This window comes from Lysinibacillus sp. FSL R5-0849 (genome assembly GCF_038595075.1).
In the GTDB taxonomy this organism is placed as follows: Bacteria; Bacillota; Bacilli; order Bacillales_A; family Planococcaceae; genus Lysinibacillus; species Lysinibacillus fusiformis.
The window spans coordinates 2,640,179-2,666,038 of the sequence record NZ_CP152004.1; the positions used below are offsets into that span (position 1 = coordinate 2,640,179).

General features: G+C 37.3%; 27 protein-coding genes and 1 pseudogene. 10 read left to right on the forward strand and 18 right to left on the reverse strand.

Features of this window, described 5'->3' with window-relative positions:
* Positions 1-245 precede the first annotated feature (245 nt).
* Positions 246-980 carry a class I SAM-dependent methyltransferase gene (locus MKY80_RS12955; protein WP_089986974.1) on the forward strand — a complete coding sequence of 245 codons (735 nt, stop codon included), beginning with the start codon at positions 246-248 and terminating at the stop codon, positions 978-980.
* A 688-nt stretch (positions 981-1,668) separates the two neighbouring features.
* Here MKY80_RS12955 and MKY80_RS12960 read toward each other — a convergent pair.
* On the reverse strand, positions 1,669-2,160 hold the full coding sequence (locus tag MKY80_RS12960; protein ID WP_342529630.1) for a hypothetical protein: 492 nt from the start codon (positions 2,158-2,160) through the stop codon (positions 1,669-1,671).
* Positions 2,161-2,360: 200 nt separating this feature from the next.
* On the opposite strand from MKY80_RS12960, the gene MKY80_RS12965 reads away from it, so the two are divergent.
* Positions 2,361-3,275, forward strand: a complete 915-nt coding sequence (locus tag MKY80_RS12965) for a class I SAM-dependent methyltransferase (RefSeq protein ID WP_008177234.1) — start codon at positions 2,361-2,363, stop codon at positions 3,273-3,275.
* Between the two features lie 163 nt (positions 3,276-3,438).
* Here MKY80_RS12965 and MKY80_RS12970 read toward each other — a convergent pair.
* Positions 3,439-3,815: pseudogene (locus MKY80_RS12970) on the reverse strand (VOC family protein).
* Between the two features lie 182 nt (positions 3,816-3,997).
* Between MKY80_RS12970 and MKY80_RS12975 the strand changes: the two are divergent.
* Positions 3,998-5,170: a Ger(x)C family spore germination protein gene (locus MKY80_RS12975; RefSeq protein WP_342529632.1), complete on the forward strand. Its 1,173-nt coding sequence runs from the start codon at positions 3,998-4,000 to the stop codon at positions 5,168-5,170.
* Positions 5,171-5,218: 48 nt separating this feature from the next.
* On the opposite strand, the gene MKY80_RS12980 is transcribed toward MKY80_RS12975, so the two are convergent.
* The gene (locus tag MKY80_RS12980) at positions 5,219-5,974 is read right to left on the reverse strand and encodes a class I SAM-dependent methyltransferase (protein WP_089986972.1); all 756 of its coding nucleotides are present in this window, start codon (positions 5,972-5,974) and stop codon (positions 5,219-5,221) included.
* Between the two features lie 263 nt (positions 5,975-6,237).
* Here MKY80_RS12980 and MKY80_RS12985 point away from each other — a divergent pair, with 263 nt between their 5' ends.
* The 3 genes from MKY80_RS12985 to MKY80_RS12995 all read left to right on the forward strand — a co-directional run bounded on the left by MKY80_RS12985 (position 6,238) and on the right by MKY80_RS12995 (position 8,282).
* On the forward strand, positions 6,238-7,104 hold the full coding sequence (locus tag MKY80_RS12985; RefSeq protein ID WP_239355505.1) for an effector binding domain-containing protein: 867 nt from the start codon (positions 6,238-6,240) through the stop codon (positions 7,102-7,104).
* Positions 7,105-7,120: 16 nt separating this feature from the next.
* The gene (locus tag MKY80_RS12990) at positions 7,121-7,702 is read left to right on the forward strand and encodes a GNAT family protein (RefSeq protein WP_089986971.1); all 582 of its coding nucleotides are present in this window, start codon (positions 7,121-7,123) and stop codon (positions 7,700-7,702) included.
* A gap of 142 nt (positions 7,703-7,844) precedes the next feature.
* Complete coding sequence (locus tag MKY80_RS12995; RefSeq protein ID WP_043990272.1) at positions 7,845-8,282, forward strand: hypothetical protein; 438 nt, start codon at positions 7,845-7,847, stop codon at positions 8,280-8,282.
* A gap of 235 nt (positions 8,283-8,517) precedes the next feature.
* Here the strand turns inward: MKY80_RS12995 and MKY80_RS13000 are convergent, their stop codons facing one another.
* Positions 8,518-9,363, reverse strand: a complete 846-nt coding sequence (locus MKY80_RS13000; RefSeq protein WP_342529639.1) for an alpha/beta hydrolase — start codon at positions 9,361-9,363, stop codon at positions 8,518-8,520.
* 317 nt (positions 9,364-9,680) lie between these two features.
* On the opposite strand from MKY80_RS13000, the gene MKY80_RS13005 reads away from it, so the two are divergent.
* Positions 9,681-10,166 (forward strand): tetratricopeptide repeat protein, encoded by a 486-nt coding sequence (locus tag MKY80_RS13005; protein ID WP_008177214.1) that lies wholly within the window; start codon positions 9,681-9,683, stop codon positions 10,164-10,166.
* A gap of 38 nt (positions 10,167-10,204) precedes the next feature.
* Here MKY80_RS13005 and MKY80_RS13010 read toward each other — a convergent pair whose 3' ends face one another.
* The 5 genes from MKY80_RS13010 to MKY80_RS13030 form a co-directional block, all read right to left on the reverse strand.
* The gene (locus tag MKY80_RS13010) at positions 10,205-10,417 is read right to left on the reverse strand and encodes a DUF3955 domain-containing protein (protein ID WP_164908723.1); all 213 of its coding nucleotides are present in this window, start codon (positions 10,415-10,417) and stop codon (positions 10,205-10,207) included.
* A gap of 341 nt (positions 10,418-10,758) precedes the next feature.
* Positions 10,759-11,802 (reverse strand): phosphotransferase family protein, encoded by a 1,044-nt coding sequence (locus MKY80_RS13015; protein WP_008177211.1) that lies wholly within the window; start codon positions 11,800-11,802, stop codon positions 10,759-10,761.
* 12 nt (positions 11,803-11,814) lie between these two features.
* Positions 11,815-12,591, reverse strand: coding sequence for an SDR family oxidoreductase (locus tag MKY80_RS13020; RefSeq protein ID WP_008177207.1), 777 nt, complete (start codon positions 12,589-12,591; stop codon positions 11,815-11,817).
* Positions 12,588-13,823 (reverse strand): acyl-CoA dehydrogenase family protein, encoded by a 1,236-nt coding sequence (locus tag MKY80_RS13025; RefSeq protein WP_089987412.1) that lies wholly within the window; start codon positions 13,821-13,823, stop codon positions 12,588-12,590. The genes MKY80_RS13020 and MKY80_RS13025 overlap by 4 nt, the downstream gene beginning before the upstream one ends.
* Before the next feature lie 158 nt (positions 13,824-13,981).
* Entirely contained in the window at positions 13,982-14,875 is an 894-nt protein-coding gene (locus MKY80_RS13030; RefSeq protein WP_008177197.1) for a LysR family transcriptional regulator, read from the reverse strand.
* 140 nt (positions 14,876-15,015) lie between these two features.
* On the opposite strand from MKY80_RS13030, the gene hutG reads away from it, so the two are divergent.
* Both hutG and gltS read left to right on the forward strand, forming a co-directional pair.
* Entirely contained in the window at positions 15,016-15,984 is a 969-nt protein-coding gene (gene hutG, locus MKY80_RS13035; protein ID WP_089987411.1) for a formimidoylglutamase, read from the forward strand.
* Complete coding sequence (gltS, locus tag MKY80_RS13040; RefSeq protein ID WP_008177195.1) at positions 15,981-17,165, forward strand: sodium/glutamate symporter; 1,185 nt, start codon at positions 15,981-15,983, stop codon at positions 17,163-17,165. Before hutG ends, gltS begins: the two co-directional genes overlap by 4 nt.
* A 203-nt stretch (positions 17,166-17,368) precedes the next feature.
* Here gltS and MKY80_RS13045 read toward each other — a convergent pair whose 3' ends face one another.
* From MKY80_RS13045 to MKY80_RS13085, 9 genes are all read right to left on the reverse strand, one after another.
* Positions 17,369-18,637, reverse strand: a complete 1,269-nt coding sequence (locus MKY80_RS13045) for a polysaccharide deacetylase family protein (RefSeq protein WP_090003299.1) — start codon at positions 18,635-18,637, stop codon at positions 17,369-17,371.
* A gap of 288 nt (positions 18,638-18,925) precedes the next feature.
* Entirely contained in the window at positions 18,926-19,321 is a 396-nt protein-coding gene (locus MKY80_RS13050) for a VOC family protein (RefSeq protein ID WP_107922744.1), read from the reverse strand.
* 43 nt (positions 19,322-19,364) lie between these two features.
* Positions 19,365-19,814, reverse strand: a complete 450-nt coding sequence (locus MKY80_RS13055) for a GNAT family N-acetyltransferase (protein WP_107922743.1) — start codon at positions 19,812-19,814, stop codon at positions 19,365-19,367.
* A 108-nt stretch (positions 19,815-19,922) separates the two neighbouring features.
* Positions 19,923-20,759: a serine hydrolase gene (locus tag MKY80_RS13060; RefSeq protein ID WP_096365451.1), complete on the reverse strand. Its 837-nt coding sequence runs from the start codon at positions 20,757-20,759 to the stop codon at positions 19,923-19,925.
* Positions 20,760-20,859: 100 nt separating this feature from the next.
* The gene (locus MKY80_RS13065) at positions 20,860-21,471 is read right to left on the reverse strand and encodes a histidine phosphatase family protein (RefSeq protein ID WP_008177182.1); all 612 of its coding nucleotides are present in this window, start codon (positions 21,469-21,471) and stop codon (positions 20,860-20,862) included.
* Positions 21,472-21,527: 56 nt separating this feature from the next.
* Positions 21,528-21,950 carry a DUF3995 domain-containing protein gene (locus MKY80_RS13070; protein WP_174804748.1) on the reverse strand — a complete coding sequence of 141 codons (423 nt, stop codon included), beginning with the start codon at positions 21,948-21,950 and terminating at the stop codon, positions 21,528-21,530.
* Positions 21,951-22,050: 100 nt separating this feature from the next.
* On the reverse strand, positions 22,051-22,557 hold the full coding sequence (locus tag MKY80_RS13075; protein ID WP_043990266.1) for a TetR/AcrR family transcriptional regulator: 507 nt from the start codon (positions 22,555-22,557) through the stop codon (positions 22,051-22,053).
* 272 nt (positions 22,558-22,829) lie between these two features.
* The gene (locus tag MKY80_RS13080) at positions 22,830-23,321 is read right to left on the reverse strand and encodes a DinB family protein (RefSeq protein WP_008177176.1); all 492 of its coding nucleotides are present in this window, start codon (positions 23,319-23,321) and stop codon (positions 22,830-22,832) included.
* 147 nt (positions 23,322-23,468) lie between these two features.
* The gene (locus tag MKY80_RS13085) at positions 23,469-25,157 is read right to left on the reverse strand and encodes an AAA family ATPase (RefSeq protein WP_089987358.1); all 1,689 of its coding nucleotides are present in this window, start codon (positions 25,155-25,157) and stop codon (positions 23,469-23,471) included.
* A 93-nt stretch (positions 25,158-25,250) separates the two neighbouring features.
* On the opposite strand from MKY80_RS13085, the gene MKY80_RS13090 reads away from it, so the two are divergent.
* On the forward strand, positions 25,251-25,682 hold the full coding sequence (locus tag MKY80_RS13090; protein WP_089987359.1) for a hypothetical protein: 432 nt from the start codon (positions 25,251-25,253) through the stop codon (positions 25,680-25,682).
* The last annotated feature ends 178 nt before the right edge of the window (positions 25,683-25,860 follow it).

The window sequence follows — 25,860 nt, forward strand, 5'->3', positions numbered from 1 at the left end:
AATCCTTTGGGGGCTAATCCTTTCATATTTAAGTAGCATCGGTGGTAAAATAATGGGAAAAGGCTTATGCAAATAGTTTCGTTTATTTCAGGATTACTCTTTTTGTACTTTACTTTTTATGTATTCTTGAATGGTTTTGAAAAGCTATTATAGGGGTGAAAACCATGGTTAGAAGAAGATAGCTAGCCTCCTAGATCACCAAGGATATGTAGGAGGCTAGCTTAATTATAGGAGATGTTTAAACGATGAAGCAAAATAAATATGATGATATGCAATTCTTTTCTGCTTACGAAAAAATGCCACGTTCTGTTCAAGGGCTGGACGCCGCAGGAGAGTGGCATGTATTAAAAACACTTTTACCTGATTTGAAAAATAAACATGTGCTTGATTTAGGATGTGGTTTCGGGTGGCATTGTCGATATGCGCGCGCACAACAGGCAAAATCAGTGATTGGTGTGGATATATCTGAAAAAATGCTGGAAAAAGCTCAGGAAAAAACGGATGATCCTTTTATTTCCTATTTGCAAATACCGATTGAGGACATTCAATTTTCCGCTTCTCAATTTGATGTTGTATTAAGTTCCTTAGCTATTCACTATTTACAAAACTTTGAAGCACTATGCAAAAAGGTTTATACCTATTTAAAACCTGGCGGATCGTTCGTATTTTCAGTGGAGCACCCTATTTTCACATCCCGCCATGAACAGGATTGGTACAATGATGAACAAGGAAACCGACTGCATTGGCCAGTGGACCATTATCAAACAGAAGGCATGCGCGAAACAACCTTCCTTACCGAAAATGTCATTAAATATCACCGTACATTATCCACTTATATGAATGATCTAATACAGGTGGGATTTACAATACGTGCTGTGAAGGAACCTATGCCATCTGAGGAAATGATACAAACTATTCCAGGTATGCAAGATGAACTACGAAGACCTATGTTTTTAATGATAGTGGCAGAGAAAAAATAAGCGTTTATACGTGTGATTATATCTATTACATTAGCACATTTCGTTGCTTCATATTTAATGGGGCAGCATCGCTACAGCTGCATGATGCCTGCCAAATACTGAGTAGTGGTAATAGAGGGCTAGATTGTCCCATAAATTAATTCTCTGAAAATCTCAGATAAAACAAAAAACCAGATGCTCCTCATAGAAGAGCGCCTGGTTTTATTGTGAAAGTGAATCTTACTAATTTACTTAGTTTTGATTCGTATTAATACTACGCTAAGTTGAGGCGTGGAACAAGTTAAAATATTTTCCATTCAATTTTTGGTAGGAATTTATGTTTTTTCGAGCATAGGAGTTACTCATGTCCTATTTATTTTGCAAGTAGGAAACTAACAAAAAAAACTAGATACCTACATAAATTATGTAAGTTCTAGCCTTTTAAGTGAAAGTGAATCTTACTAATTAATATTGCTTAGCTTTAGATTCATTTATGAATACGAATAAACAGCTAAAAGGTTTCATTATTTGGCCTATTTTTTCGTAAAAAATAGGATTACCCGCACAAAAAGACCAGGAAGTCACGAAATAAGTGAATCCTGGTCTTTTTGTGAAAAGTGAATGTTACTAGCTTGCTTTAGTTTTTTGTATTCTACTAATGAGGTAGACGGTTGATGTTGCAATAAGTTACATAAAATTTAAAAATATTTTAATCGATTACTTGAATGGCAAAATCAAATACACCCTCTGCCCCATCAACTGTAATGATGGAAATGCTATACACCCCTTCTGACATTGTATAGCTACCCTTTTCTAGTATCGTTGAATATTTTGCTCCTGCATTTACGGTTTTTTGAGCCCATAGTTTGGCATCTGCATTATAAATTTTTAAGCTAAATGGTTGTGTCCCCTTATTCTTTATATCATAGTGAATATCAAATTCTTGTGGAGAATGATTGCTGTAAAAAGATTTATGAAATTCACCATTTGCAGTTGTAGCATTTAGATAATTCAGTGGAAGTCTATGAAGCATGTCCATTTCCTGAGTGCTTGTCCTTGCCAATACTCTTTCCTGTAGCTGGGAATCTTTTCGTTTACTTGAATCAAATTCATCCGATGACTTTGTAGAGATATTGTCGCTACCAATTAGGGCAAATTCAAACATCAGTACAAGTAAAATGAGTAATTTCCATATTTTCACAGCGCCCACCTCCACTTACAAGTAATACCTAATTAGATATTATTCTACCATTTAAAAAATCACCATTCAAATTGCTAACTATAGATAAAAACTTGACAAAAAAAGTTATTTATGCTATAATTTACAATTAAAATATTTTCTTATATAATAGGATTCTCCTGGCCAGGGGAATCCTATTTTTTATTGTAAGGAGTGTTCGGATGAAGAAGCAGGAATCTAGTATAACTTCATTAATAGCCGCCTTTAGCAGAGCCCACCATAGTCAATTTGATGCGCCGAAAATATTTGATGATTATCTAGCACAGGAATTAATCTCTAAGGATGAATTTCAGAGCATTGAAGACAATATGGTGCAAGGTATTGAATTTTTCAATAAGGAAATTGCCGAAAAATATAAAGGCAATTCGAGAAAATTATTAAAATGGATTACGCAAGTTCAACTAGCGCCGACTCCCTTGGCACGTGCCGCATACTGTGAAAGAGTCTTACAAAACGAAATACAGCTCGGCGTTGAGCAATATGTTATTTTGGGTGCTGGTTTGGATACATTCGCTTATCGACACCCCCATTTAGAACGTGTATTAGAAATATTTGAGGTTGATTTCCCAACCACACAAGCATTCAAAAAACAAAAATTACAAGAAGCGTCACTCAGCCGCATCAATAATTTACATTTTGTAGCGATGGATTTTACGAAGCAATTTCATAGTCAACCTCTTTTGGATCAAGGCTTTCAGTATAAGAAAACATTTTTTAGTCTCTTAGGTGTCTCCTATTATTTAACGAAAGAAGAACTGGCTAGCTTATTAGACCATCTGTTTGCGCTAGTTCCAGCAGGTAGTTCCCTTGTCTTGGACTATGCTGATGAATCGTTATTTAGTGAAAAGGGCATCTCTAACAGAGTAGATCATATGGTGAATATGGCGGCCGCTGGTGGTGAACCCATGAAATCGTGCTATCGTTATGAAGAAATGGAGAAGATGTTAGCTCAATCAGATCTACTTATTTATGAACATCTATCTCCATCTACAATTCAACAGCTTTATTTCCAGCATCGAACAGATTATCTATCAGCTTTTGAAACGATCCATTATATGCACATGGTTAAAAAATAAGATATAATCCATTCCTTTTAAAACAATTCTTAATTTTCTATCTATTTCCCAGGCAATTAACTATTTCAATATAAGAATTATGTATATAATAGTAGTGTAAAGCTAATTAGCCTTACACCTCCTAGATTTGTTACTAGGGTCACTGTTTATAACAGTGACCCACTTATGATTGGCAAACCCCTAAAGGATTTCCATCTAGATCATAAAAGGTGAAAAATCTTGTTTGCCCTTCCCCTCCCATAGGATTTACGTTCACTTGCTGCTCTACTAGTGATTGGTAGGTCTCTTCAATTGATGAAGAAAGAAAATTGTAGTATTTCCCTACCCAAAATGATTATCTGGAAAATACAATGGTTGATGATTTTCCGTTTTTACTAAGCATACAACCGTAGCCGAACGTTCCGCTATTTTCATGACCGCTGCGTCTTCTTCTATATATAAAAGCTTAAATCCAAGCTTTTCCTCATACCATTTGGCTGATAATTGAGGGTCTTTTATTGGGATAAAAATGGCCTCTACTCCATGTAATAATGATTGCATCTCTTTTTCCTCCTTTTTAAAATGATTGCTATACTTTTTCTATATATGAACTTGAATGTCCTCTAAAAAATTTCACCCTTGCATCTCTTCTTGTTTAGTTTCCCTATTATTTGCTTATCCTAATTAGTATCGGAAATGTCTTTGCCCTTTTCCTAGAGGAGGTGCCAATCATTAAACACGCGGTGTCATTTTTTCTCCTACTTTTAGTCGTTTTGTTGTTAACTGGGTGTTGGAATAAGCGGGAGTTAAATGAATTAGCCATTGTCACAGCTGTTGGAGTCGATAAAACGGACGAATTCATAGAAATTTCTGTTCAAATTGTTAACCCGAGTCAAATTGCGCCGAAAAATTCAACAAGCTTTCAAGTCCCTGTTTTTACCTATCACGCAAAAGGGAGAACCTTATTTGAAGCTATCCGAAAATTAACAACACTGACGCCAAGGAAACCTTATTATGCACATGCTCAAGTTATTATTATTGGTGAAGAGATGGCTGAATATGGTATGAATAGTATATTAGATTTATTTCAAAGAGATCCTGAGGGAAGAAGCGATTTTAATATTATTGTTGCTCATGAATCAACAGCGCAAGATATTTTAAGTATTTTAACACCATTAGAAGATATTCCTGCCAGTAAAATGTTAAAATCCTTAAAGGACTCTGAGGATGTATTGGGAACAACTGAATCAGTGATTTTAGACGATTTAATCGTGTCTTTAGGGAGTATTGATCATAGTGCTGTTCTGCCCTCCATTCAAATACTTGGAGATGCAGATGCCGGGAAAAATAGCTCCAATATAGAAAAAATGGATAGCCCCGCCAATTTAAAATACAGTGGACTTGCTGTTTTTAAAAACTATAAGCTTATAGGCTTCTTAACAGAGGAAGAAAGCAAATACTACAATTTCTTACACAACCATATAAAAGGGACCGTTCAAAAAGTGCCTTGTTCGGAAAAGGGGAAAATATCAGCAGAAGTTTTAAATTCCTCTACAAAAGTTACTGGCAGCATAAAAAATGACAAACCCTCCATCCATATTCAGGTTGATCTTGAACAAAATATAGCGGAAATAAGTTGTCCAGTGGATATAACAAAGCCAGAAACGATTGATATTATTAATAAAGAAACAAGTAAATTAGTTCAAGAAAATTTAGAACAAACACTGCACACGATTCAAAAAACCTATCAAGCTGATATTTTAAAGTTTAGTGAGGTACTTCATCGTGAAGACCACCAAGCATGGAAACGTATCAAAAAAGATTGGGCCACGCTTTACCCTAATCTACCGGTGCAAATTGAGGTGAATGTGAAAACAAAAGGTATTGGTACAGCTAGAAAATTAAAAGTAGATTAAACAATCAAAAATGACCAGACACTCCTTGAGTGTGCTGGTCATTGCTAATTAACGTGAAGCTTCGAATGTAATAAATGATGAATCTTCATCAGGCTGTTGCTGAAATGTGTAATTAGCAGAGCATGTGATATCCGAAAAGCCTATACTTTGTAAAAGCAGTTTAAATTCCTCTAGACCGTACCAGCGTAATAAAAATCTTTGTAGCTCTGTATCCATCAATGTACCACGCTGCCATTTTTCATATTTTAAAACCGATAAAGTATACTGCTCCATCCAGTTGATCGCAATCGATTTCCTCTCAATCGAGATTCCTTCATCTTCGGAGGTTGCATGATAACTTGTAGTAATTTCACCAGTTTTCCAGTCTGTCGGTATGATTAAATCTAATAGAATGCGTCCGCCTGGAGCAAGGTGATGATACATATTTGTTAAAGTTGACACGGCATCTTGATAATTTTCTATTAAACAGAAAGATCCCGCCGGCATGATGATAGCGTCATATTGTTGATCTACTGTAAAATGACAAACATCGCCTTCATAAAGAACTGGTGTAAGTCCTCTATCGTGACATCGTTTACGACAAGACGCCAGCATTTCTGAAGAATTGTCAATCCCTTCTACATCAAAACCACTCTCCATGAAAGGAATATAGAAACGCCCTGAGCCGACACCCGCCTCAAGCACCTTACCTGTAAGTCCCTGTAAACGTTCCTTATAATATTCAATATCCCCACCAATAGAATATCCTACTGGTTTTGTTAAATCATAAAGTTCCGTACATAACGGTCCATAATTACTATACATATTGTCTCCTCCGATTATTTGCGGAAGAAAAATCCCTTTTAATTCTTCCACACCTTCATATTATTTAATGGAAAATTAGAGCTGACTATCATAATGGATCACTCGCTTTCTTGTAAATTTAAATAAATTATACCTATATTTGTCATTCATTTCAATATTTCTATTGATTTCGTTTTCAGTCCACTATAATGTACAAATTAGCATAAATTATCAAAAAATATTTCCATGTAAACGGTACGATGAGAATAAGAAAGGATGATCGTATGAATTATTTTGAAAGAATACAAAACGCTATAGAATATATAGAGGATAACTTACAAGAAAAAATGTCGATCACAGATATTTCTTCGCAATCTTACTGTTCAGCCTTCCATTTTCAGCGACTGTTTCAGGCGATAACTGGATTTTCCGTACAGCAGTATATTCGTAATAGAAGGCTTTCTGAAGCGGCCGTTCTATTAATAACAACCTCTCAAGCTATACTTGAAGTGGCGATTAACTTTCAATACGGTTCTCAAGAAGCTTTTACAAGGGCATTTGTTCAATACTTTGGGCTATCACCGGCTAAGTACCGAAAGAGTGCAAATTCTATACCATTACAAAACAAAATAAACTTTTTGGATTATAAAATGAATGGTGAACTCCCTATGCCAAAGCCAACAATCGTACATGTAGGAAAAAAGTTAATCACCGGCTATCCCTATCAAACATCATTACAAGATGAGAGGTATTATGCTGAAATTTCAGGCTTTTATCATGATTTTGGTCGCGAGCACTATTATGAACGTATTACACAAAAAGTAGCACCTAATATGGCCTATGGAATCTCTACAAACTTTCAGGAGGATGGTGAGTTTTCTTTTGTTGTGGGAGAGGAAGTCCAAGTATTTGAGGAGCGTGTTGAGCAAGGGTTTATCCATGTAGAATTACCTGCTGGTCAATATGCTGAATTTATCTTGAATAGTAGTGCAGAAGGTATACAGAATACAAGACGTTACATTTACGGGGTATGGTTGCCTAACTCTAATTACGAAAGAGATAGGGGTCCTGATTTTGAAATAACAGATGTTATGCAATCTATCTATCCACATAATATGAAAATGAAAATTTACGTTCCCATTAAAGGTTAAGAAAGGAAGCCAAAAAATGATGATTGAAAAGGTTTTTACTCAATTTCCTCTGCTACATACGACTAGTCTACTATTAAGGAAAATAGAAGTATCTCATGTAGAAGAGTTGTTTGCCATTTATGATAATACAAAGGTTTTCGAGTTTTGTGGTATTATCCCAAAACACAACTATCAAACCGTACAAAAAATGATTGAGCATTTTGAAAGAGACTTTAAGAAGAAAAGTAGAATAAAATGGGGTATTTTTGAAGCGTCCCAAAGCGAGAAATTAGTGGGTATTATTGAGGCTATGGACTTTAATCAAAAAGTAAATATGGTGACAATTGGATATTACTTAGCGGAAGATTTTTGGGGAAAGGGCATTGCTACGAAGGCCGTTGAAATGGTCGTGAACTATTTATTAGAGGAGGTTCAGGTGAATCGAATTCAAGCTGAAGTCATGCCATTAAATGAGCCCTCGAAAAAAGTACTACTAAAGAATGGCTTTATAAAAGAAGGTTTATTACGACAAGCAACATCATGGTCCGGCAAAGGCGTTGTTGATTTAGAAATATATGGATTACTGAAAGAAGATTATGTAACTCATTCAAAAGACTAGACTCTATTTAGGAGTCTAGCTTTTTCTTTTATATGACAAGTAGATGGACAGAATACCAACTCAAGAAAGCTCCTTTACATAGATTAGAAATAGAAGACTAGCGCTAAAATTAACATTCAAACCATAAAGGAGCGTTTCAAAAATGGATGAAAATCGATATTTAACACGATTGGATAGAAATTTAAATAATTATCATAAATTTTCTAAATGCTATTGTGACTCGAAGAACTATTGCACAGGTTACTATTATGGCACGGATGATATGGCAGAAGAAGATTCATATCGCATCAAGTATTATAATAGTTCTCAGGATGGGAATAAACAGTCTGAGAGCCACGTAAGAAATAAAGATAAAAAACAATGTGAAGGCTGTATTTGTAGTCAGTTAGAATGTTTTGACCCAGGGACATTAGTAGATGTCTATCTTTCTGATGGCCATTGTTTTTGCGGTATTTACTTTATCTATCTCGATCCACATAGCTGCTGTGCCTATTTCCTTCAAATCGATGACATGGCTAGACCCGTTATTATTGACTGCCAGCAAGTGAATGCTATAAGCAAAACTAATACGGCAAGCTAGTGCATGGGCTCTTCTCTTTTGAAAGTAGCCTGTTGTAGGTGTTTAATAATGATCTTCCACCTACTTAGATTTCTGGTGATCAGCATGTGTACAACGAATGATCGGACTCCCCTATCTAACCATAGGGCGAAAGTTTTTCACCGTTAACGGCTACCCCCTTCCTATTTCTTTATGAAAAAAAGAGCAGTATGATAACATATACATGTTACCAACTACTGCTCTAATTTTTATAAAATTATCCTTCGTTTATCCAATTAATGAGCTGTTCATCAAATGACTCTGGCTCTTCAAACATAGGGTTATGACCACTTTTTTCAAATATAACTTTCTTAACCTGAGAAGCATCCTCTGCTGCCGCCCATAATGAAACAGGGGCAACTAAAAAATCATACCTACCTAGTCCAACAAAAACTGGTTTAGGGAAAGATCGAGTTAGTGGTAAAAGATCCTGCTCAGCGAAAGCTCTCCCCCACAGATAATCTATGACTTCCATATTCGTATAAACGCCTTCCCACATAGCTGTAGCATTAAACGAATAATCATAGAAACTATGTGCACCCATACGAATACACATATGAACAAAACGTCGTTCAGGTTCCTTCTTTAAATCTTGCGCTAAGAAAGCAATCTCTTGTTCAAATTGTTTTTTTCGCGCGACACTGGCATTCGCATCAAAAAAGGACAGACTTTGCTGTTGTCTTTCTTGGCTATTTGTTGTAGCTGTATTTAATAGAATCACCTTCCGAACATGCTGAGGGTATGTGTTAGCATACGCCATCGCCATAAATGCATGCCCTGAGTGCCCTAAAATAATGAAATGTTCCACCTTTAACAATCGTCGAGCTTGTTCAATATCGTCGACAATTTTCTCTAAAGTATAATCCTCTTGTTTTAAAGGACGAGGAGGCTTCACAAATCCACGATGATCTAAAAAAATAAGCTTAAAATGCTGGGAAAGGTTTTCTGAGAACAATCGCGGGTAATACACACTGCTTCCTACGACTAAAATAGGCTCACCTTGTCCCTTTATACAATAGTGCAATTCAAATCCGTCACAAATAATCTTTTGGTCTCTTGTCATTTTTTATCCTCTTTTCTTATTAATCTATCACTCCCTTTCCTCTTTGCATTCCCGTGTCTTTTCCATCGAACGCTCTAGCATTCTATTCACCTCATGGATTTACTTTTACACAAACAATACCATTACTACTGGTTTCTAGCAAATTATTGATTATATAATAAGGGAAGCATCTAAAAAAGGGTGGGAGGAAATGAAAGAAAGTTTATTAGAACGTTTGAAGGTATTTCAACTCAATAAGAATCTTTCTAGCAGCTGTAAGAAATTTTTTTGAATGGTTACCATATGATGCGAAACATTACAAACAAGGGGTTTAATCAATGGATAAACAATTAGAGCAAGTTCTAATATTAAGAGAAAGTGGCCAGCTTAAGGAAGCCAACCAATTAATGGTGGCATTGGTCAAAGAAGAACCTGGAAATGCTTACTATCAATTTCAATGTGCCTGGACCTACGATTCTTTAGGACAAGAAAAAGAAGCTGTTCCCCACTATGAAAAAGCCATTCAATTAGGATTGGAGCCAGCTATTCTAGTGGATGCCTATCTAGGTTTAGGGAGCACGTATCGGACATTGGGGCTGTACGAACAAGCAAAACGGACATTGGAACAAGCTATACACGAATTTCCTGAAGCCGAGCATGTAAAGGTTTTTTATGCCATGACACTTTATAATCTTGGTGAACATGCAAAATCTATGGAAACATTATTGAATACTTTAGTCATCACAACCAACCATCAGGGCATTAAAGATTACAAAAAAGCTATTCATTATTACAGTGACAAGCTCGATCAAACATGGTCTTAACAAAAAAACAGGCTTCTATGAAAAGCCTGTTTTTTGCGTTATTTTGCGATATTTTGTTTTTTTAGCATAGAAAAAAAGATCAATGTTAGTATGCCACTAAAGAAAAATAAATAGCTCAATGGGATTAAAAAGAAGTTCTTCTCCACAATTACTCCGTTTGCTAGTACCTCATCACCAATAATTCCTTTTATAAATAAACATAAAACACCTATCATCATAGGTATTGTTGCTAATAAATATTTCTTCATCATCGTTTCCTCCATATAATTTGTCTATTGTATGTGATCCATTTCCAAGCATATCGTCTGATTTCCTATAGCTATAATAATACCCATCACATCTTAAGTCAATATTTTTTTATCGAAAAACAATAAATCGTTATTGTTTTCAGTTTTAGCAAAAAGATAGAATCTATGATAAAATAAGAACATACATTCCATCTCTCTTAATTCTTTTACGTGTGGTAGTTGAGTCATTTGAATAATCTTTGTGCGAGTGGCATTAAATAATACTATTATATAATGTCGGATAATCTGTTATAGGATTATAAAAAAACAGCTACTTCAATGAAAAGTAACTGTTTTTTAAACGGTTAAATAGAAGCTGAAGCTTGTTTTATTAAGGCAGCGACCATTTTATCCATTTGAGCAAAGCGATCATCCTGGGTTTGCCCTTTGGCATAACGATAATAGATTTGCTGACAAATGACTGCTAATTTGAAATAGGCAAATGTACAGTAATATTGAATGTCTGAAATATCTCGCCCACTTTTTTCAGCATAGCGTTCCATAAATTGCTGACGGGTATAAAATCCTGGCAATACCGTAACAGGTGGGTCGCCTAGTGCATGTAATAGCATTTTTGGATCATCCGCTTGCAGCCAGTAACTCATTGCGACACCTACATCAGCAAGTGGATCCCCTACTGTGGTCATTTCCCAATCAAATAAACCAATCATTTCGGAGTAGTCCTCAGAAAACATAGCATTATTCAATTTATAGTCATAGTGAATAATGGTTGCCTCCTCATTATGAGGAATATGTTTTTTTAACCAATCTGTTAGAGCTTTTACTTCAGCATACTCGGCTGTTTTAGCCTTATCATAGCGCTCGATCCAACCATGTACCTGTCGTTCCATAAATCCGTCAGGCTTCACCATGTCCTGTAACGGCGTGTCCTCATAAGGAATTGCATGGAGTGCTACTAATGAGTCAACCATCTTTTCAGACAGCTGACGGGCCAGTTCCTCCGTCGGTTTTATTCCTTTTGGAAAATAGGTATCGAGGACGATGCCTTTTTTTCGCTCCATTAAAAAGAAATCACTGCCAATAATGTCTAGGTCCTCCACATAAACATAAGGTTTTGGAACCACAGGTAAAAATGGATGCAAGGCCGATAAAATGGTAAACTCTCTCTTCATATCATGGGCCTTCTTAGCAACTGGGCCAAGTGGCGGTCTACGAAGGACCACTTCAAACTCAGCTATTTTCAAGCAATATGTTAAATTGGAATGACCAGCACTAAATTGTGAAATTTCCAATTGCCCCTGCGGTAGTTCAGAAAAATGGCTTTCTAAAAATGCGCGCAATTTGACTACATCTAGTCGTTCACTTGCCCTTACTTGCATTGTATCCATCTTATCCCTCCTTTAAATAATGGAGCTCATGCCCCCATCAACAACAATGACATCACCTGTCACATAATCTGATGCTGCCGATGCTAGAAATAACGCCACACCCTTTAAATCATTTTCGGAGCCAAGTCGTTTTAATGGTGTAGCGCCCATCAAATAATCTTGACCACGTTCAATTAATACATTGGACATTTTGGTTGGAAAAAACCCAGGGGCAATGGCATTGACATGGACACCATGAGGTCCCCATTTGACGGCTAAATCCTTCGTTAATGTTATAACAGCCCCTTTGCTGGCATTATAGGCAATGGTATCCATAAATGCAGGTAGTGTACCACCAAGCCCTGCGATAGAAGCAATATTAATAATTTTCCCGCTTTTCTGCTCTAACATGATTTTGCCGACGGCTTGGCTCATTAGGAATGTTCCATTCACATTGACATCAAATACTTTTTGCCATGCTTCATACGGCATATCGATAGCAGGTGTTCCCCATGAGGCCCCACTGTTATTGACTAAAATATCAATTTTACCGAACGTAGTCATCGTTTGCGCCACAACATTGGCAATATTCTCTGGTTTTGTCACATCACAGGCTAACGCTAATGTTTGAACCCCTAATTTTTCAAGAGCTGTAGCAACCTCCTCACATGCCTCCACTTTTCGCGAGCATAAGACAACATTGGCTCCAGCCTCGGCAAAGCCTTGGGCAATTTGTGCTCCGAGTCCACGTCCCCCACCTGTCACAATGGCTGTTTTCCCCTGTAAGCTAAATAACTCCATTACAGTCATTTCACCAGCTCCTTATGTTTTTTCGCATGCTTTTTTAATTCCAGCTTGGCAACTGTATTACGATGTACTTCATCTGGCCCATCTGCTAAACGCAATGTTCGAGAATTTGCCCACTGTGCAGCAAGTGTTGTATCAGGCCCTACACCAGCAGCTCCAAATGCTTGAATCGCTCTGTCTATAACTCTCAGTGCCATATTTGGCGCAACTACCTTAATCATTGCAATTTCTGCTTTTGCCTCTTTATTGCCAACCGTGTCCATCATATAAGCAGCCTTTAATGTTAAAAGTCTTGCTTGCTCAATATCAATACGTGACTCGGCAATACGTTCACGCATCACACCTTGATCTGCTAGAGGTCGATGAAACGCATGACGCTCCTGTACCCGTACACACATTTCCTCTAATGCTCGTTCAGCTGCGCCAATAAGACGCATACAATGATGAATTCTTCCTGGGCCTAAGCGACCTTGGGCAATGGCAAAGCCTTTTCCCTCTCCCCATAAAATATTGTCTACAGGTACGCGTACATTCGTAAAGATAACCTCTCCATGTCCCTCTGGTGCATGATCATAGCCAAAAGCCGTTAACATGCGCTCCACTTTTACTCCTGGCGTATCCATTGGTACAAGAATCATAGATTGTTGCTCATGAATAGGCGCCGTTGAATCTTTATGTTTGCCCATGAAAATAGCTACTTTACAGCGCGGGTCGCCAGCACCAGTTGTCCACCATTTATGACCATTTAAAATATATTCATCGCCATCTCGTTCAATACTTGCCTCAATATTCGTAGCATCACTCGACGCGACTGCAGGTTCAGTCATCGCAAAGCAAGATCGTATTTCCCCTCGTAATAACGGTTCAAGCCATTGCTTCTTTTGCTGTGTGGAACCATAGCGAACTAGTACCTCCATATTACCTGTATCAGGTGCATTACAATTAAACACTTCTGGTGCCAAAAGTGAACGTCCCATAATTTCACATAATGGAGCGTATTCTAGATTTGTTAAACCCGCTCCGTATTCACTATCTGGTAGAAATAAATTCCATAAGCCTGCTTCCTGCGCTTTCTGCTTTAGCTCATCCATAATGGGCGGAATCGCTCCCCAACGATCCTCCATCGCCTCGATTTGTGCAGCATAAACGGCCTCATTCGGGTAGATGTATTGCTCCATAAAATTCGTCAGCTTGTCCTGTAACTTCACAACTTTTTCACTATAGGAAAAATTCATTGGAAGAAACCCCCTTTGCTTGAACTCCGAAAAAAATGAATGATTGTTCATTTTTATTCTTACATTAAATGTTACCGCTATTTTTCTAGTAAATCAATTCCATTTCATGAATTTTCTAATTAAAAGGAAAATTTCATGTATATAGCAATTGGATTAGTTTACATTGGTTTCGTTTCGAAAAATTGCAGCACATCTTTCAGTAATTGACGGATAGCAAATGGTAAATGGCGATTTTTTAAGTACACCAAATAAACATTCCGACATAGATTCGCTCCTTCAATTTCCTTTTTAACAATGGTTTTAGCTGTCGGACCTTGTAAATAGTTTTCTGGTAAGATGGTTATCCCTAAATTTTCTCTTACAAGAGATACAGCCGTTTCAAAACGTTCAATTTCAAATTGAATATCAATGCTCTTCCCTGCTTGTTCAAAAGTATTCAAAATATCACGTCTTGTTTGAAACCCCTCTGTACTTATAATAAAAGGCTCTGCACTAATGTCTGAAATCGATAAAGTCTCTTTCTTTGCTAACGGATGATGGAGGGGTAAAACAGCTACTAAACGTTCCTCATATAAGGTCTTAACTTCAAGCTCAGGATCATCCATTAGCTGATTGGTAATAATTAAATGGGTTTTATAGCTTTTCAAGGATTTTTTTACACGTTTACTGCCTAAAATATCTACTAAATGGATCATCATTTGCGGATAGTCTTTTTTATAGTTAGCAATTACTTTAGGAAGCCAATGCTTGATTGATTCCATCACACCAATGGTGATTTCACTCGTGCCATGTACAACGACTTCATCCATTTCTATTTTTAACACTTCCATATTTTTCACAATAACTTTTGCACGTTCAAATAGCACCTCACCAGCTTCCGTTAACTGCAGATTTCTAGTATTTCTGTCTAACAAGGGAGTGCCAATCTCATGTTCTAATTTTTTGATGGCATTGCTTAAGGAAGGCTGCGAAATATGCAGTCTTTCTGCGGCTTTTGAGAAATTCATATGCTCTGAAACAGCAATAAAATATTGTAATTGTTTAATATCCAATACGGTGATCCTCCCTCATTTATAGTTTAAAGCTATAGATTAATATTAATTATATATTAGTAAATATAATTATGTGAATATATAATGAATTACAACAATATTTTTTCTACAATAATATTTGCAATGGGGATGATAAGATTATGTACACAATGACAGATCAAAAACAATGGAAAGGCCGTATAGACTCAACAACCAATAAAAGCAGTTTCCGTTTACATCAACAAGTAAAACGAATCGCGATTAATGATGTAAGCGCTTCAGATAAGAAAAGTGCTGCAATGATTGGCTTTATTTGCGATGAGGGTGTACGTCGAAATCAAGGTCGAGTAGGAGCAGCAAGTGGACCAAACGCACTACGTGAAGGATTATCTAGTTTACCGTGGACGTTTGAGAAGGAGCAACAAATCATTGATGTAGGGAACATTATTTGTCTCAATCACGCCCTAGAGGAGGCACAGCGAGAGCTTGGTGATGTTGTTAGCACCCTCCTACAAAAGAAATTACAATGTGTCGTGCTCGGTGGTGGTCACGAAACACTGTATGGTCATTATTTAGGTGTTCGTGCGGCATTACCAAAGGAAGCGAAAATCGGCATTATCAATATCGATGCTCATTTTGATTTACGACCATATGACGAGCAGCCTTCTTCGGGTACAATGTTCCGTCAAATTTTAGAGCAAGACCCATATGTCGATTATTTTGTTGTTGGCATACAACGCTATGGCAATACAAAAGAGCTGTTCGAAAAAGCGGATGAGCTACAAGTGAAGTATGTAGTAGAAGATGACATGACATCATCGGTCAATCTTCAACCATTATTGGATGATTTACAAAATTATATGGATCAACACGATTATGTGCTTTTAACATTATGTATGGATGTATTAAATGCAGCATCGGCACCAGGCGTAAGTGCACCTTCACCGTTTGGACTTGAACCGACAACTGTGCGTACAATTCTTCAAAAGGTAACTTCGCATCCACATACACACTCTTTTGATATTTGTGAGGTTAATCCGTCATTAGACGAAAACGGACGTACGGTAAAATTAGGTGCTTATTTTGTCTATGAAGCACTAAACAACTTACTTGGGGGGCAAGGTTCATGATCGAAATTAATCAAATTACAACGGTGTTTCTAGCCGTTGCACTCTTTGCATTAGGTGGCTTTCTCATTAATAAAATTGGATTCTTAAAACGTTTTTGTATTCCAGCACCAGTGGTCGGTGGCTTGCTGTTTGCTGCACTTGCGACCATTTTAAAGACTACAGGAACTTTAGAAATATCACTGGATACATCATTACAAAGTTTATTTATGATTACGTTTTTCACAACTATCGGCTTAGGAGCAAGCTTTAAGCTAGTTAAGCTGGGCGGAAAATTACTTATTATTTATTGGCTAGCATGTGGCTTCCTTGCCCTCATGCAAAATGTTATTGGAGTTTCTCTTGCGTCACTGATGGGGATTCATCCTCTGATCGGTATGATGGCCGGTGCCGTGTCCATGGAAGGCGGCCATGGTGCTGCAGCAGCATTTGGACAAACATTAGAAGATTTGGGTATTTCCTCAGCAATGACAATCGGTGCTGCGGCTGCAACTTGTGGTTTAGTAGCTGGTGGTTTAATTGGTGGGCCAATCGTTAAATATTTAGTTGGTAAATACAATTTAACACCCAATGAACAAGAAGCTGAAGAAATCGAATATGAAAATAAACATGAACAAATTACATCTGATTCATTCTTTACACAAGTCTTATTAATTACTTTCTGTATGGCTGTGGGTACCTATGTTGGAACATTATTCTCAGAAGCGACAGGCTTCGTTCTGCCAGGCTATGTAGGAGCTATGTTTGTAGCTGTCCTAGTCCGAAATATTATGGATAAATTTAAACCAGAAGCAATCAATATGAAGAGTATCTCATTAATTGGAGATGTAACATTAGGTGTTTTCCTTTCAATGGCTCTAATGAGTATTAAATTATGGGAAATTGCAGATTTAGCGCTTCCATTATTTATCATCGTCTTTGCGCAAGTATTCTTTATTGTTGTATTTAGCACTTTCGTCTTGTTTAAATTACTCGGCAAAAACTATGATGCGGCCGTGATGGTTGCTGGTTTCGCAGGACATGGTCTAGGAGCAACACCGAATGCCATGGCCAATATGTCAGCCGTTGTCCAACGCTTTGGTCCTTCTAAAAAAGCCTTTCTCGTTGTACCAATTGTAGGCGCCTTTTTAATTGACGTGTTTGGTATTCCTATTATTATTACAACTATTAATTTATTTAAATAAAAACAAGCCGTACTTTGGTCTCTAAAAGACTAGTACGGCTTTTTCTATGATTATTCCACTTCACGTAAACTCGACTCTAAAAGTTATTACAGCTGAAATAACTAGCTGCGCGTCGCCCCTATTGTATACAAGGTTCACAGAAAGGATTTCATCGAAAAAAATCTAAGTCAGCAAAATATCAGACTTAGATTTTAGGTCGTATATTATTGTAAAATCTCACTAACCGTAACAAATTCATAGCCTTGCTTTTGTAAGTAGAGAAGGACATTATCTAAACCATTGGCAGTCGTTTGATGGATATCATGCATTAAAATAATACTGCCGTCTTTTACAGATGCTTTCACATACGCTAAAATTTTATCTGGATTATGATGCTTCCAATCAAGCGTATCAATTGACCATAAGATCGATGGAATTGTCATTACCGAACGAACTTGATCATTTGTCGCCCCATATGGTGGACGGAAAACAGTCGGATACTGACCAATTGCTGCATAGATGGCATTGCTTGTGCCATTTACTTCTTGTTTGACACCAGCGATGGATAATGCAGTTAATTTTTTATGGTTGGATGTATGATTGCCAATTTCATGCCCAGCGTCATAGATTTGCTTGACGATTGTAGCATTTTTTGAAACATTTTTCCCTACCATAAAAAATGTTGCCTTTGCATCGTATTTTTGTAATGTAGCTAAAATTTGTGGTGTTACTTTGGCATCTGGTCCATCATCAAAGGTTAAAGCTACTCGTTTTTTTGAACCCTTTGGTGCTGACACCCCTTTATTATAAACTTTATTATTAGTAAGCTGGATATTGGCTAATTCAGAAGCTTTGACATACCCTTTTTGTTCGCCCGCTTCTACATAAGCCCAGCCAGCCAGCGTTATGTAATGCTGCACAGTCATCTTATTAGCAATTGTTCCTAGAACTTCTCCATTTGGACTAGCCGTCAAGCGTAACTCAGCACCGTTTGGAGCATTAATTTGTTTCTTTATTGGTACAGGTTTCTTTAGTGCAATTGTTGCTACATAGCCTATATCCTCTCCATATTGGACGAAAGACCAACCACCAGGTGCTGTGCCATAGACATAGACCATGCGTCCTTCATATAGTTGACCAATATGCTGAGCATTTTGACTTGGTGCCGTAAATAAAGTTGTGCCACCCTTCTGAATAACTAAGTAGCCCTCCGACTTTACCTTCACTAAAACGTCAGATGTTACATAGCCTGCCAGCTCTGGCGTTTGAATATGTGTCCACCCTTTACTTGCTTGTGTCACTTTGAGGAAGCTCCCTTTCGCAACTTCACCGATTTCCGCGCTATTTGTGGATGGCTCCTCGTAAATAACCGCATCTTTATTGATCTTTTGAATCTTCACTGATCCTTCAGCACTTGCTGACAGCTGCCCCACCATTAAGCCTAGTAAAAACGTCAAGCAAAAAGCATAAACATAAGGTAAAAATTTTTTCATTATTCTACACCGCCCTTGATGTCTTTCCATGTCTGTAAATTGCTAAGATTTAACTTTAATTATAGAGGAATCGTCTATACCAGAAAATAGTTATAATCAACCAGATTCCAAATTCATGTTTTTTAGAAAGGCATGGATACAGTACTACTACCCTATTTTCTATAAAACTAGTCATCAATCAAGTTGATTTCAGTACCATGTGTGTTGCTTCGATAAAGGATAGTGATTGCCTATTATAGTTGCGCTTTAACAATTCGAACAAACGATCGCCTGTCTTGCGCACAACAATTACGGTGCTACTAATTCAACCTTTATTCTATCAGGGTCCTCAAAATAAACAGCGTAATGCTCTTCTCCCCCTCCAAATGGATGCTTATTAGCATAAAGAATAGGAACGCCCTTTTCTTCTAATTGCTTTGTTATACCATCAACCTGTTGCCTCGAATTTGCGTGGAATGCCAAATGATTTAAACCTACACGACTTCGATGATAGGTGATATCCATAAACTTTTCGTTCGTTTGGACAAAAACAATATAGGTGTCGTCTATTTTCCAGCTCCGACCACTTTCCCATTCCTGATAAGGTTGATAACCTAATTCCTCTAAAAACCATCCCCAAAAATGTATGGTGTTTTTCAGATTAGAAACATTTATTTCTATATGGTGAATAAGTCCTTGTGACAAATGGATAATCTCCTTTTCAACAAAGTTTTGAACTGCTAAATATTCATTTATCTATCCATTCATATTGAATATCTGGTAAATTCTCTTCATTTTCATGTCCTTTTCCAATGATGGTAAATCCATTCTTTTCATAAAACCGCTGTGCGTTTTTATTTACTTCGAACGTAAATAGCGTTAATCTTCCACTTGATTGTTTTTTTACATGGTCTAATAATGTTTGGCCTACTCCTAATCCTTGATAATCAATATGAATATATAGCTGACTAATCTCCTTCTCATTATAAGCAATCATTCCGATTACTTGATTATCCATGAACGCTAAATCGATTTGAAATTCTTCAAGTAATATATGGTTTAAAAAATAAATGTGGCTTTCCATGCTATGCCGCTCTTCCTGCCCAATAGCCTGTTTCTTGCTGTCTCGCCACATCACCACTGTTTGTTCCGCATATGTGGGATCATATGGGATGATTTTAAATGGGTGTTGGTTCACTACGACTCTACCTCCATGGCATTTGGTCACTGCTAGATAATTTCTTCCATTCCTTGCAAACAAGTATAGCTTAACATAAATAGCCAATCATTCGTGAGTTAAGCCCTATTAAAGAGCATCGTAGGCTGTCAAAGCATCTTCGATATGTGGGGGTGGTGTCCAAGCATAACCTGGAGCATTTGTCGTAATGAATAGAAATTTACGTCCATCTTTTTCCATTAATGATGCTAGACATAACCCTGCTTCTGGCGTATATCCCGTTTTTCCACCCAAAATAGTTCCATCCATGCTAGGCATTCTCGTAAATAATGAATTTGCTATTAGCAATTCTGTTGGAACATGTGTCGTGTAAGCTTTCGAAGTAAAAATTTGATAAAAGGTCGGGTTTTCTAATGCATAACGGAGAAGCTTACTCATATCCTGTAAGCTTGATACATGTGCCTCATCATGTAGGCCGCTTGTATTGATAAAATGCGTAGCGTCCATGCCAAGTTCCTGTGCCTTATTGTTCATGTAAGTGACGAATTCATCCTCGCTGCCAGCAATGGCTTCAGCCAGTGTAGCCGTTGCATCTGCACCTGATGCTAGCAATGTGCCGTATAACAAATCTTCAATCGTGACAAAATCTCCTGCATGAAAGCCTGCCATAGAGGCATTTTGAGCAGTATATTTGGCGATTGTTTGAGGTTTGACGATCGTTTGCATTTGTAAATCATCCGTCATTTCAATTGCTACAATAGCGGTCATAATTTTTGTTAATGAAGCAGGATATATGATGGCATCCGCATTTTTTTCATATAATACGTCGCCCTGTTCATTAAGTAGCAAAGCATTTTGACTATGTAAGGACGGCAGCTCAAGATGTGCAAACTCTTGTGTTTTGTTTGTATCATATAAAACGAAAATCACGATAACCAAACAGCAAAATAAGACCCATTTTTTCATAAAAAAACGCCTCCTACACAATTATAATAGGCGGCAATTTTGAATATTCCTTAAGTTTGAATAAAAGCAAAGAAGGTAAGGCTCCATACGCTTTAACCCGTTAATAGATATCTTCGAAATTAGAACAAATTCTTGTCACTTCTTGATTAGCTAATTTAAAAAACACATCTTGAGAAACCTCTAATTTAAGTGCATCTTCTTTATGAAGCCCTGCATAAATCCCCCGTAAAATACGACCCGTTAGACCGTGTGAGACAACGATCACCTTTGGATGATGTTGGATTTCTTTAAGCCAAGAGGACAGTCTGCTCACTACTGCTTCATAACTTTCCCCATCTGGCGCATGGAAATACCAATTAAAAGCATCTGTGTTCGTCAATAAATCTGGCCACGTTTGCTGAATGTCTGACATTTTTAAACCAGCCCATTGCCCAACTGCCACTTCTGTTAATCGTCGATCAAACTCCACCTTATTGTAATTGTAGCCGATCGTTTCACAAAGTATTTCTGTGCTCTCCACGGCTCTTCCGAGTGGGCTTGATATAATTTTCCAATCATGAGCATGATCAATGAAGGTTTTCAGCATTCGAGCATTTTGTTGCACTTGCTCACGACCAAGCTCCGTTAGTGGCGAATCTAGTTGTCCTTGATATCTTCCCTGCGTATTATATTCAGTCTCGCCATGACGAAGTAAGTAAATCATTTGCTGCATTAATTGGTTCCCCCTATTCATTAGCTTACTCTCATCATGTTAGAGGATTCATTCTTTTAAAGCAATAACATGATATAGACTAAGCCCAAAAACAAACATAAGGGGCTGTATAGCTTCGTATCATTTCTAGCAAATTGAGAATGCTTGATTGTTTTAAAAAACCCAACATATTTAAAATCGCCCATTGCTCGTATACTAAAAACAATGGCACAGGCGATACATCCTACTTTAGAATAGGTAGAGGCAGGTAAAGCTGTCATATAACCCCCTTGGACAAGAATGATAACACTCGCTGATAGAAGTAGCAAAGCCACACAGAATGTCCCCCATTTCCTAGGACTGAAAACTTTTTGTTGACTGCCATCTTTAATGGGTATAACTGCTCCAGTCCCCCATTGCCCACCGAATGCCCAATACACATGAATGATACTAATCAACCATAATAGACACACTGAAACTAATGATAAAATAAACATAATCAGTTCCTCCTTTTCCATCAATAACATACGCCACCGTATGTTTAGGGGATAAATAGGGTCCCTAGAGATTTGTTTCACCCTCTTAGAGACATATAAATTTCTATAACAGCAGCTTCACCATTTTCTCTAAATCAAAATGGGGGTTGGCTTCATATCGAGTCATCCAGCCAACATAGGTTAAATAAGCTAGCCTTGCTCGATCGATTGATTGTTCTCCATCCATCCCTTTTTTTTGATAAAGCTTGGCGACACAGTCAATTCGTTGTTCTTCAATTTGAACAATTCGAGTAGCGACATGCGCATCATACTTAGACCAAGCATAGATACCCATTTCTATTTTTTTATCTTTATGAAAGCTTATGCGTAAGAGCTGCTCTAAAGTAGCCCCTTCCTGCTCTATACTTTCAATAATGGCTTTTGTCGCATGTGTTTCCCAATAATCAAGGATGGCATCTAATAGTTCTTGATGATCACGAAAATAATGATAAAAGCTACCTTTACTAATGTTTAAGGATCGAGCTAGTGCCTCGATACGTACTTTATGTATGCCGTCTTCCCCTAATTGTTGTAGGCCTGCTTTTATCCAATCATCTCTCGTTACTTGCATGATCATTCTCCTTAAAAATACGATGGCGTATGTTTTGTCTTATATTACCACCTTATTTTTAATTCTTCAACTTTTCTCTCCTTTATGATGAACATTGATATGATTATTCACTGTAAAGTTGATGGTGATTACACGTGGTAAGATAGCACATACTAGCATAATAGCTATGAGCTTTTTCATTCATTTCCCCCTTTTTTTCGGCATTGTTATTGCTCTGGTATAAAATATAGGAACATCCGATTTGGACATTCCTATTCTCTACAGAATCCTTTTTAACAGTCGTGTTGCCCTGGCCAAACATCCTGCATTTTACTTAGAAAGACGATTTGCCCAATATGATAGGCGTCATGCATGGCTATACTTTTCAGCTCAAGCACTAATGTTCGTTCTCCACGGACCTCTCTATCTAAATCCTCTTGTGCTGATTTTGCTAGTATTTTTTCAAGTTCGCGGTGTACATATAAATATTCCTCTTTCGTTTCCTTCCAATTTTGCAACGTCAAAGTTGGTAAACGGAAAGTAGCATCATTATTTTCTGCCTGCGGTTCATTCTCTGTTTCATCAAGATATCGCACGAGAAGTCGCTTTTTATAGAAAAGTAAATGACAAACTATTTCCCAAATGGAATTCGTTGTCCCCTTAGTTGGTTTCCAAGTCGCCTGTTCAAGCGTAATATCCTCTAGCACTTTTTCAAGCGGTGGAAACCAGTCTTCTTGATCTAAGCAGCTTGTCCATTGTTGCAATAAAAGTGTCTTCACATCCATTTTCTTTTCCCTCCCATTGGGTGTTTAGTATAAGTGACTATGAATATTTGTTTGCTTTTGCTCATCACACTTTACACTAGCTAAGGCTTTTAATTTGATTATCCGCTAGCCGACTTGCTCTAGAGCAGACGTACAACCATACTATCTTTAAAAAGTATTATCAAATAAATTTTCTGCCATGCCCAATAAGATATCATGCTCCTCAAATGTCATCAGCTGTTCTTTTGTTATCGATGCCTGTTGAATTAGTCGGTTTGATTGAATGGTTACCAGTTTTTCAAACAAGTTTCGAATATAACGACCGTTCGAGAAGTTAGTGATGCTTTCAATTGGTATTTGATCTAGCTGCCTTTTCATATGATGTGCAAAGGATTCACCATATTGATAGTCATTATTATGACAAAGCATAGCAAAAATCTCATAGAGTTCCTGTGTACTAAAATTATCAAATTGTACAAAATGATTAAAACGTGATTTAAAGCCTGGGTTGGATTGTAAAAATTCCTCCATAAGCTCTGTATAACCGGCAACGATGATTACTAAGTCATCTCGTAAATCTTCCATAGCTTTTAATAAACTATCAATGGCTTCCTTGCCAAACGCATCTTGTTTATCATTGATCAAGGAATAGGCTTCATCAATAAAAAGAACACCTCCTTTTGCTTTATGGACCACTTCTTGAACCTTTAACGCTGTTTGTCCCACATATCCTGCCACAAGCCCTGCACGATCTGTTTCCACAAAATGACCGCTTGATAGGACACCCAGATGCTTATAAATTTGACCAATAATACGTGCAACTGTTGTTTTACCTGTGCCCGGATTACCAGAGAAAACAAGATGATAGGTAATAGGAAAACTTGTTAAGCCATGATCCACCCGCAAACTTTGAATTTTAATAAAATTGATTAAATTATGTAGTTCCTTTTTGGCATTTGGTAGACCTACAAGGCTATTTAGCTGCATTTGTAGTTTCTCTATCTCCTGCTCGATTTCAGGTGTAATCCGCAGCCGTTCATCATCGATAAATTCGCCACTGTAAATGATCTTTCCTTTTTCATTATAAAAGTCCCCACGTCCATGCTTTTTGCCATGCACGAGCTCTCCTATATAAGAGGCTTGTCCATTTGCATAATAAAGTACCCCTTGTCCGGTCATCGCATCCTCTTTAAATTGCCCCTCCGCTTCTAGAACCCCTTGCCGAGAATAGATTTTCCCTTTACCATGCTTCGTATCTTCAAAAAAGTAGCCATCATATCGGAGCGCTGTCACACCAATGGAAAGCTCCTCGGCTGTCGGTGATTCAGTAGGATAATAGAGCTTCCCTGCCCCCTGCATATGATGCCAAATAAAATCACCCTCGTATTGTAAAAAACCATTTGGATAGTATTGTTTGCCTTTGCCCTTTTTCATGCCATGAACAAAATCACCCTCGTATTGAGGCTGATTTAAATGGGGATATCGTTCGCGCAAAGCTTGATAAGGGGCAATAAGATCCTCTTCATAATATAAAATGCCGTAACCATCCATTAAATCATTCCGGAAATGACCTTCATAATGAATGGCACCGTCCTTATATAAAATGCCATGACCTTGTTTTTTATTTTGAATAAATTCGCCCTGATAAATAAGCTGCCCTTTTAAATACATAATGCCATTTCCTTGTTTCATATGATTGACGAATTCACCCTCGAATAATCGTTCACCATCTTGGTCAAATAATATGCCCTTGCCGTCATAAATATCGTGGCCGAAATCATTTTTTTTGACACCACCTTGATACATGATCGTTCCGTCTGGGTAAAAAAGTTCTTTTTCTGCATGATTATGTGTCATTTTATTGCCTTCCTTTATCATTTCAGTATATGCTCAATTATAGCGTGGATAAGAATACATATGTGCGAATTTTTAGAATTTAAGGAGAAGAGCATGAAAAAAAGATATAAAATACTTCTAGGCATTTTACTACCTCTACTTATTCTGTATATCTCTACAATGCTGTTAACGCGTGACACGGATTTTTCAAAGGAGGTTACGGAACGTCTTGATGTAGAGGCAATTAAGTCGATTGAAATTATTCGTGCCTCAGATGAAAAAACAATAACGATAACAGATGAAGCTGAAATGAATCAAATCATGCAGCAATTAAACGAGCAACCATTAAAAAAGGTATGGTTTACTAAATCTAATTTTAAAGAGGCTTATTGGATCACTTTAGCGATTAATGGCGACCGAGAAGTTGGCTTACGTTTAGATGATGCCGAGCATTTATTCGTTTATTTATATGAAGAAAATTACATGAAGGATTACAAGCTTACTAGTGATTTCGATACGTCATTCATTGAACAGCTTTTTCAATAAAATAAACATAGACACCACTCCATGCTAATGATGTTTCATGTCCATGATATACGTTCAAATACCATTTGAAGGATGTATAAGATAAGGAGTAAACTTTTTACTATTTCACCTTGTATGTTGTTCTTATCAGGTTGTAAACCAAAGGCTTTGACTTTTTCAGATGAAAATGAAAACGGGT

Excerpts from the sequence above, each read along its gene's own strand:
- hutG (WP_089987411.1), top strand. The coding sequence starts at position 15,016 with ATGTACACAATGACAGATCAAAAACAATGGAAAGGCCGTATAGACTCA.
- MKY80_RS13015 (WP_008177211.1), bottom strand. The coding sequence starts at position 11,802 with ATGGATACAATGCAAGTAAGGGCAAGTGAACGACTAGATGTAGTCAAA.
- MKY80_RS13000 (WP_342529639.1), bottom strand. The coding sequence starts at position 9,363 with ATGACAAGAGACCAAAAGATTATTTGTGACGGATTTGAATTGCACTAT.
- MKY80_RS12990 (WP_089986971.1), top strand. The coding sequence starts at position 7,121 with ATGATGATTGAAAAGGTTTTTACTCAATTTCCTCTGCTACATACGACT.
- gltS (WP_008177195.1), top strand. The coding sequence starts at position 15,981 with ATGATCGAAATTAATCAAATTACAACGGTGTTTCTAGCCGTTGCACTC.
- MKY80_RS12985 (WP_239355505.1), top strand. The coding sequence starts at position 6,238 with ATGAATTATTTTGAAAGAATACAAAACGCTATAGAATATATAGAGGAT.
- MKY80_RS13045 (WP_090003299.1), bottom strand. The coding sequence starts at position 18,637 with ATGAAAAAATTTTTACCTTATGTTTATGCTTTTTGCTTGACGTTTTTA.
- MKY80_RS12965 (WP_008177234.1), top strand. The coding sequence starts at position 2,361 with ATGAAGAAGCAGGAATCTAGTATAACTTCATTAATAGCCGCCTTTAGC.
- MKY80_RS12955 (WP_089986974.1), top strand. The coding sequence starts at position 246 with ATGAAGCAAAATAAATATGATGATATGCAATTCTTTTCTGCTTACGAA.
- MKY80_RS13020 (WP_008177207.1), bottom strand. The coding sequence starts at position 12,591 with ATGACTGTAATGGAGTTATTTAGCTTACAGGGGAAAACAGCCATTGTG.
- MKY80_RS13010 (WP_164908723.1), bottom strand. The coding sequence starts at position 10,417 with ATGATGAAGAAATATTTATTAGCAACAATACCTATGATGATAGGTGTT.
- MKY80_RS13025 (WP_089987412.1), bottom strand. The coding sequence starts at position 13,823 with ATGAATTTTTCCTATAGTGAAAAAGTTGTGAAGTTACAGGACAAGCTG.
- MKY80_RS12980 (WP_089986972.1), bottom strand. The coding sequence starts at position 5,974 with ATGTATAGTAATTATGGACCGTTATGTACGGAACTTTATGATTTAACA.
- MKY80_RS13085 (WP_089987358.1), bottom strand. The coding sequence starts at position 25,157 with ATGACACATAATCATGCAGAAAAAGAACTTTTTTACCCAGACGGAACG.
- MKY80_RS13060 (WP_096365451.1), bottom strand. The coding sequence starts at position 20,759 with ATGAAAAAATGGGTCTTATTTTGCTGTTTGGTTATCGTGATTTTCGTT.
- MKY80_RS13075 (WP_043990266.1), bottom strand. The coding sequence starts at position 22,557 with ATGCAAGTAACGAGAGATGATTGGATAAAAGCAGGCCTACAACAATTA.
- MKY80_RS13065 (WP_008177182.1), bottom strand. The coding sequence starts at position 21,471 with ATGCAGCAAATGATTTACTTACTTCGTCATGGCGAGACTGAATATAAT.
- MKY80_RS13090 (WP_089987359.1), top strand. The coding sequence starts at position 25,251 with ATGAAAAAAAGATATAAAATACTTCTAGGCATTTTACTACCTCTACTT.
- MKY80_RS13080 (WP_008177176.1), bottom strand. The coding sequence starts at position 23,321 with ATGGATGTGAAGACACTTTTATTGCAACAATGGACAAGCTGCTTAGAT.
- MKY80_RS13005 (WP_008177214.1), top strand. The coding sequence starts at position 9,681 with ATGGATAAACAATTAGAGCAAGTTCTAATATTAAGAGAAAGTGGCCAG.
- MKY80_RS12995 (WP_043990272.1), top strand. The coding sequence starts at position 7,845 with ATGGATGAAAATCGATATTTAACACGATTGGATAGAAATTTAAATAAT.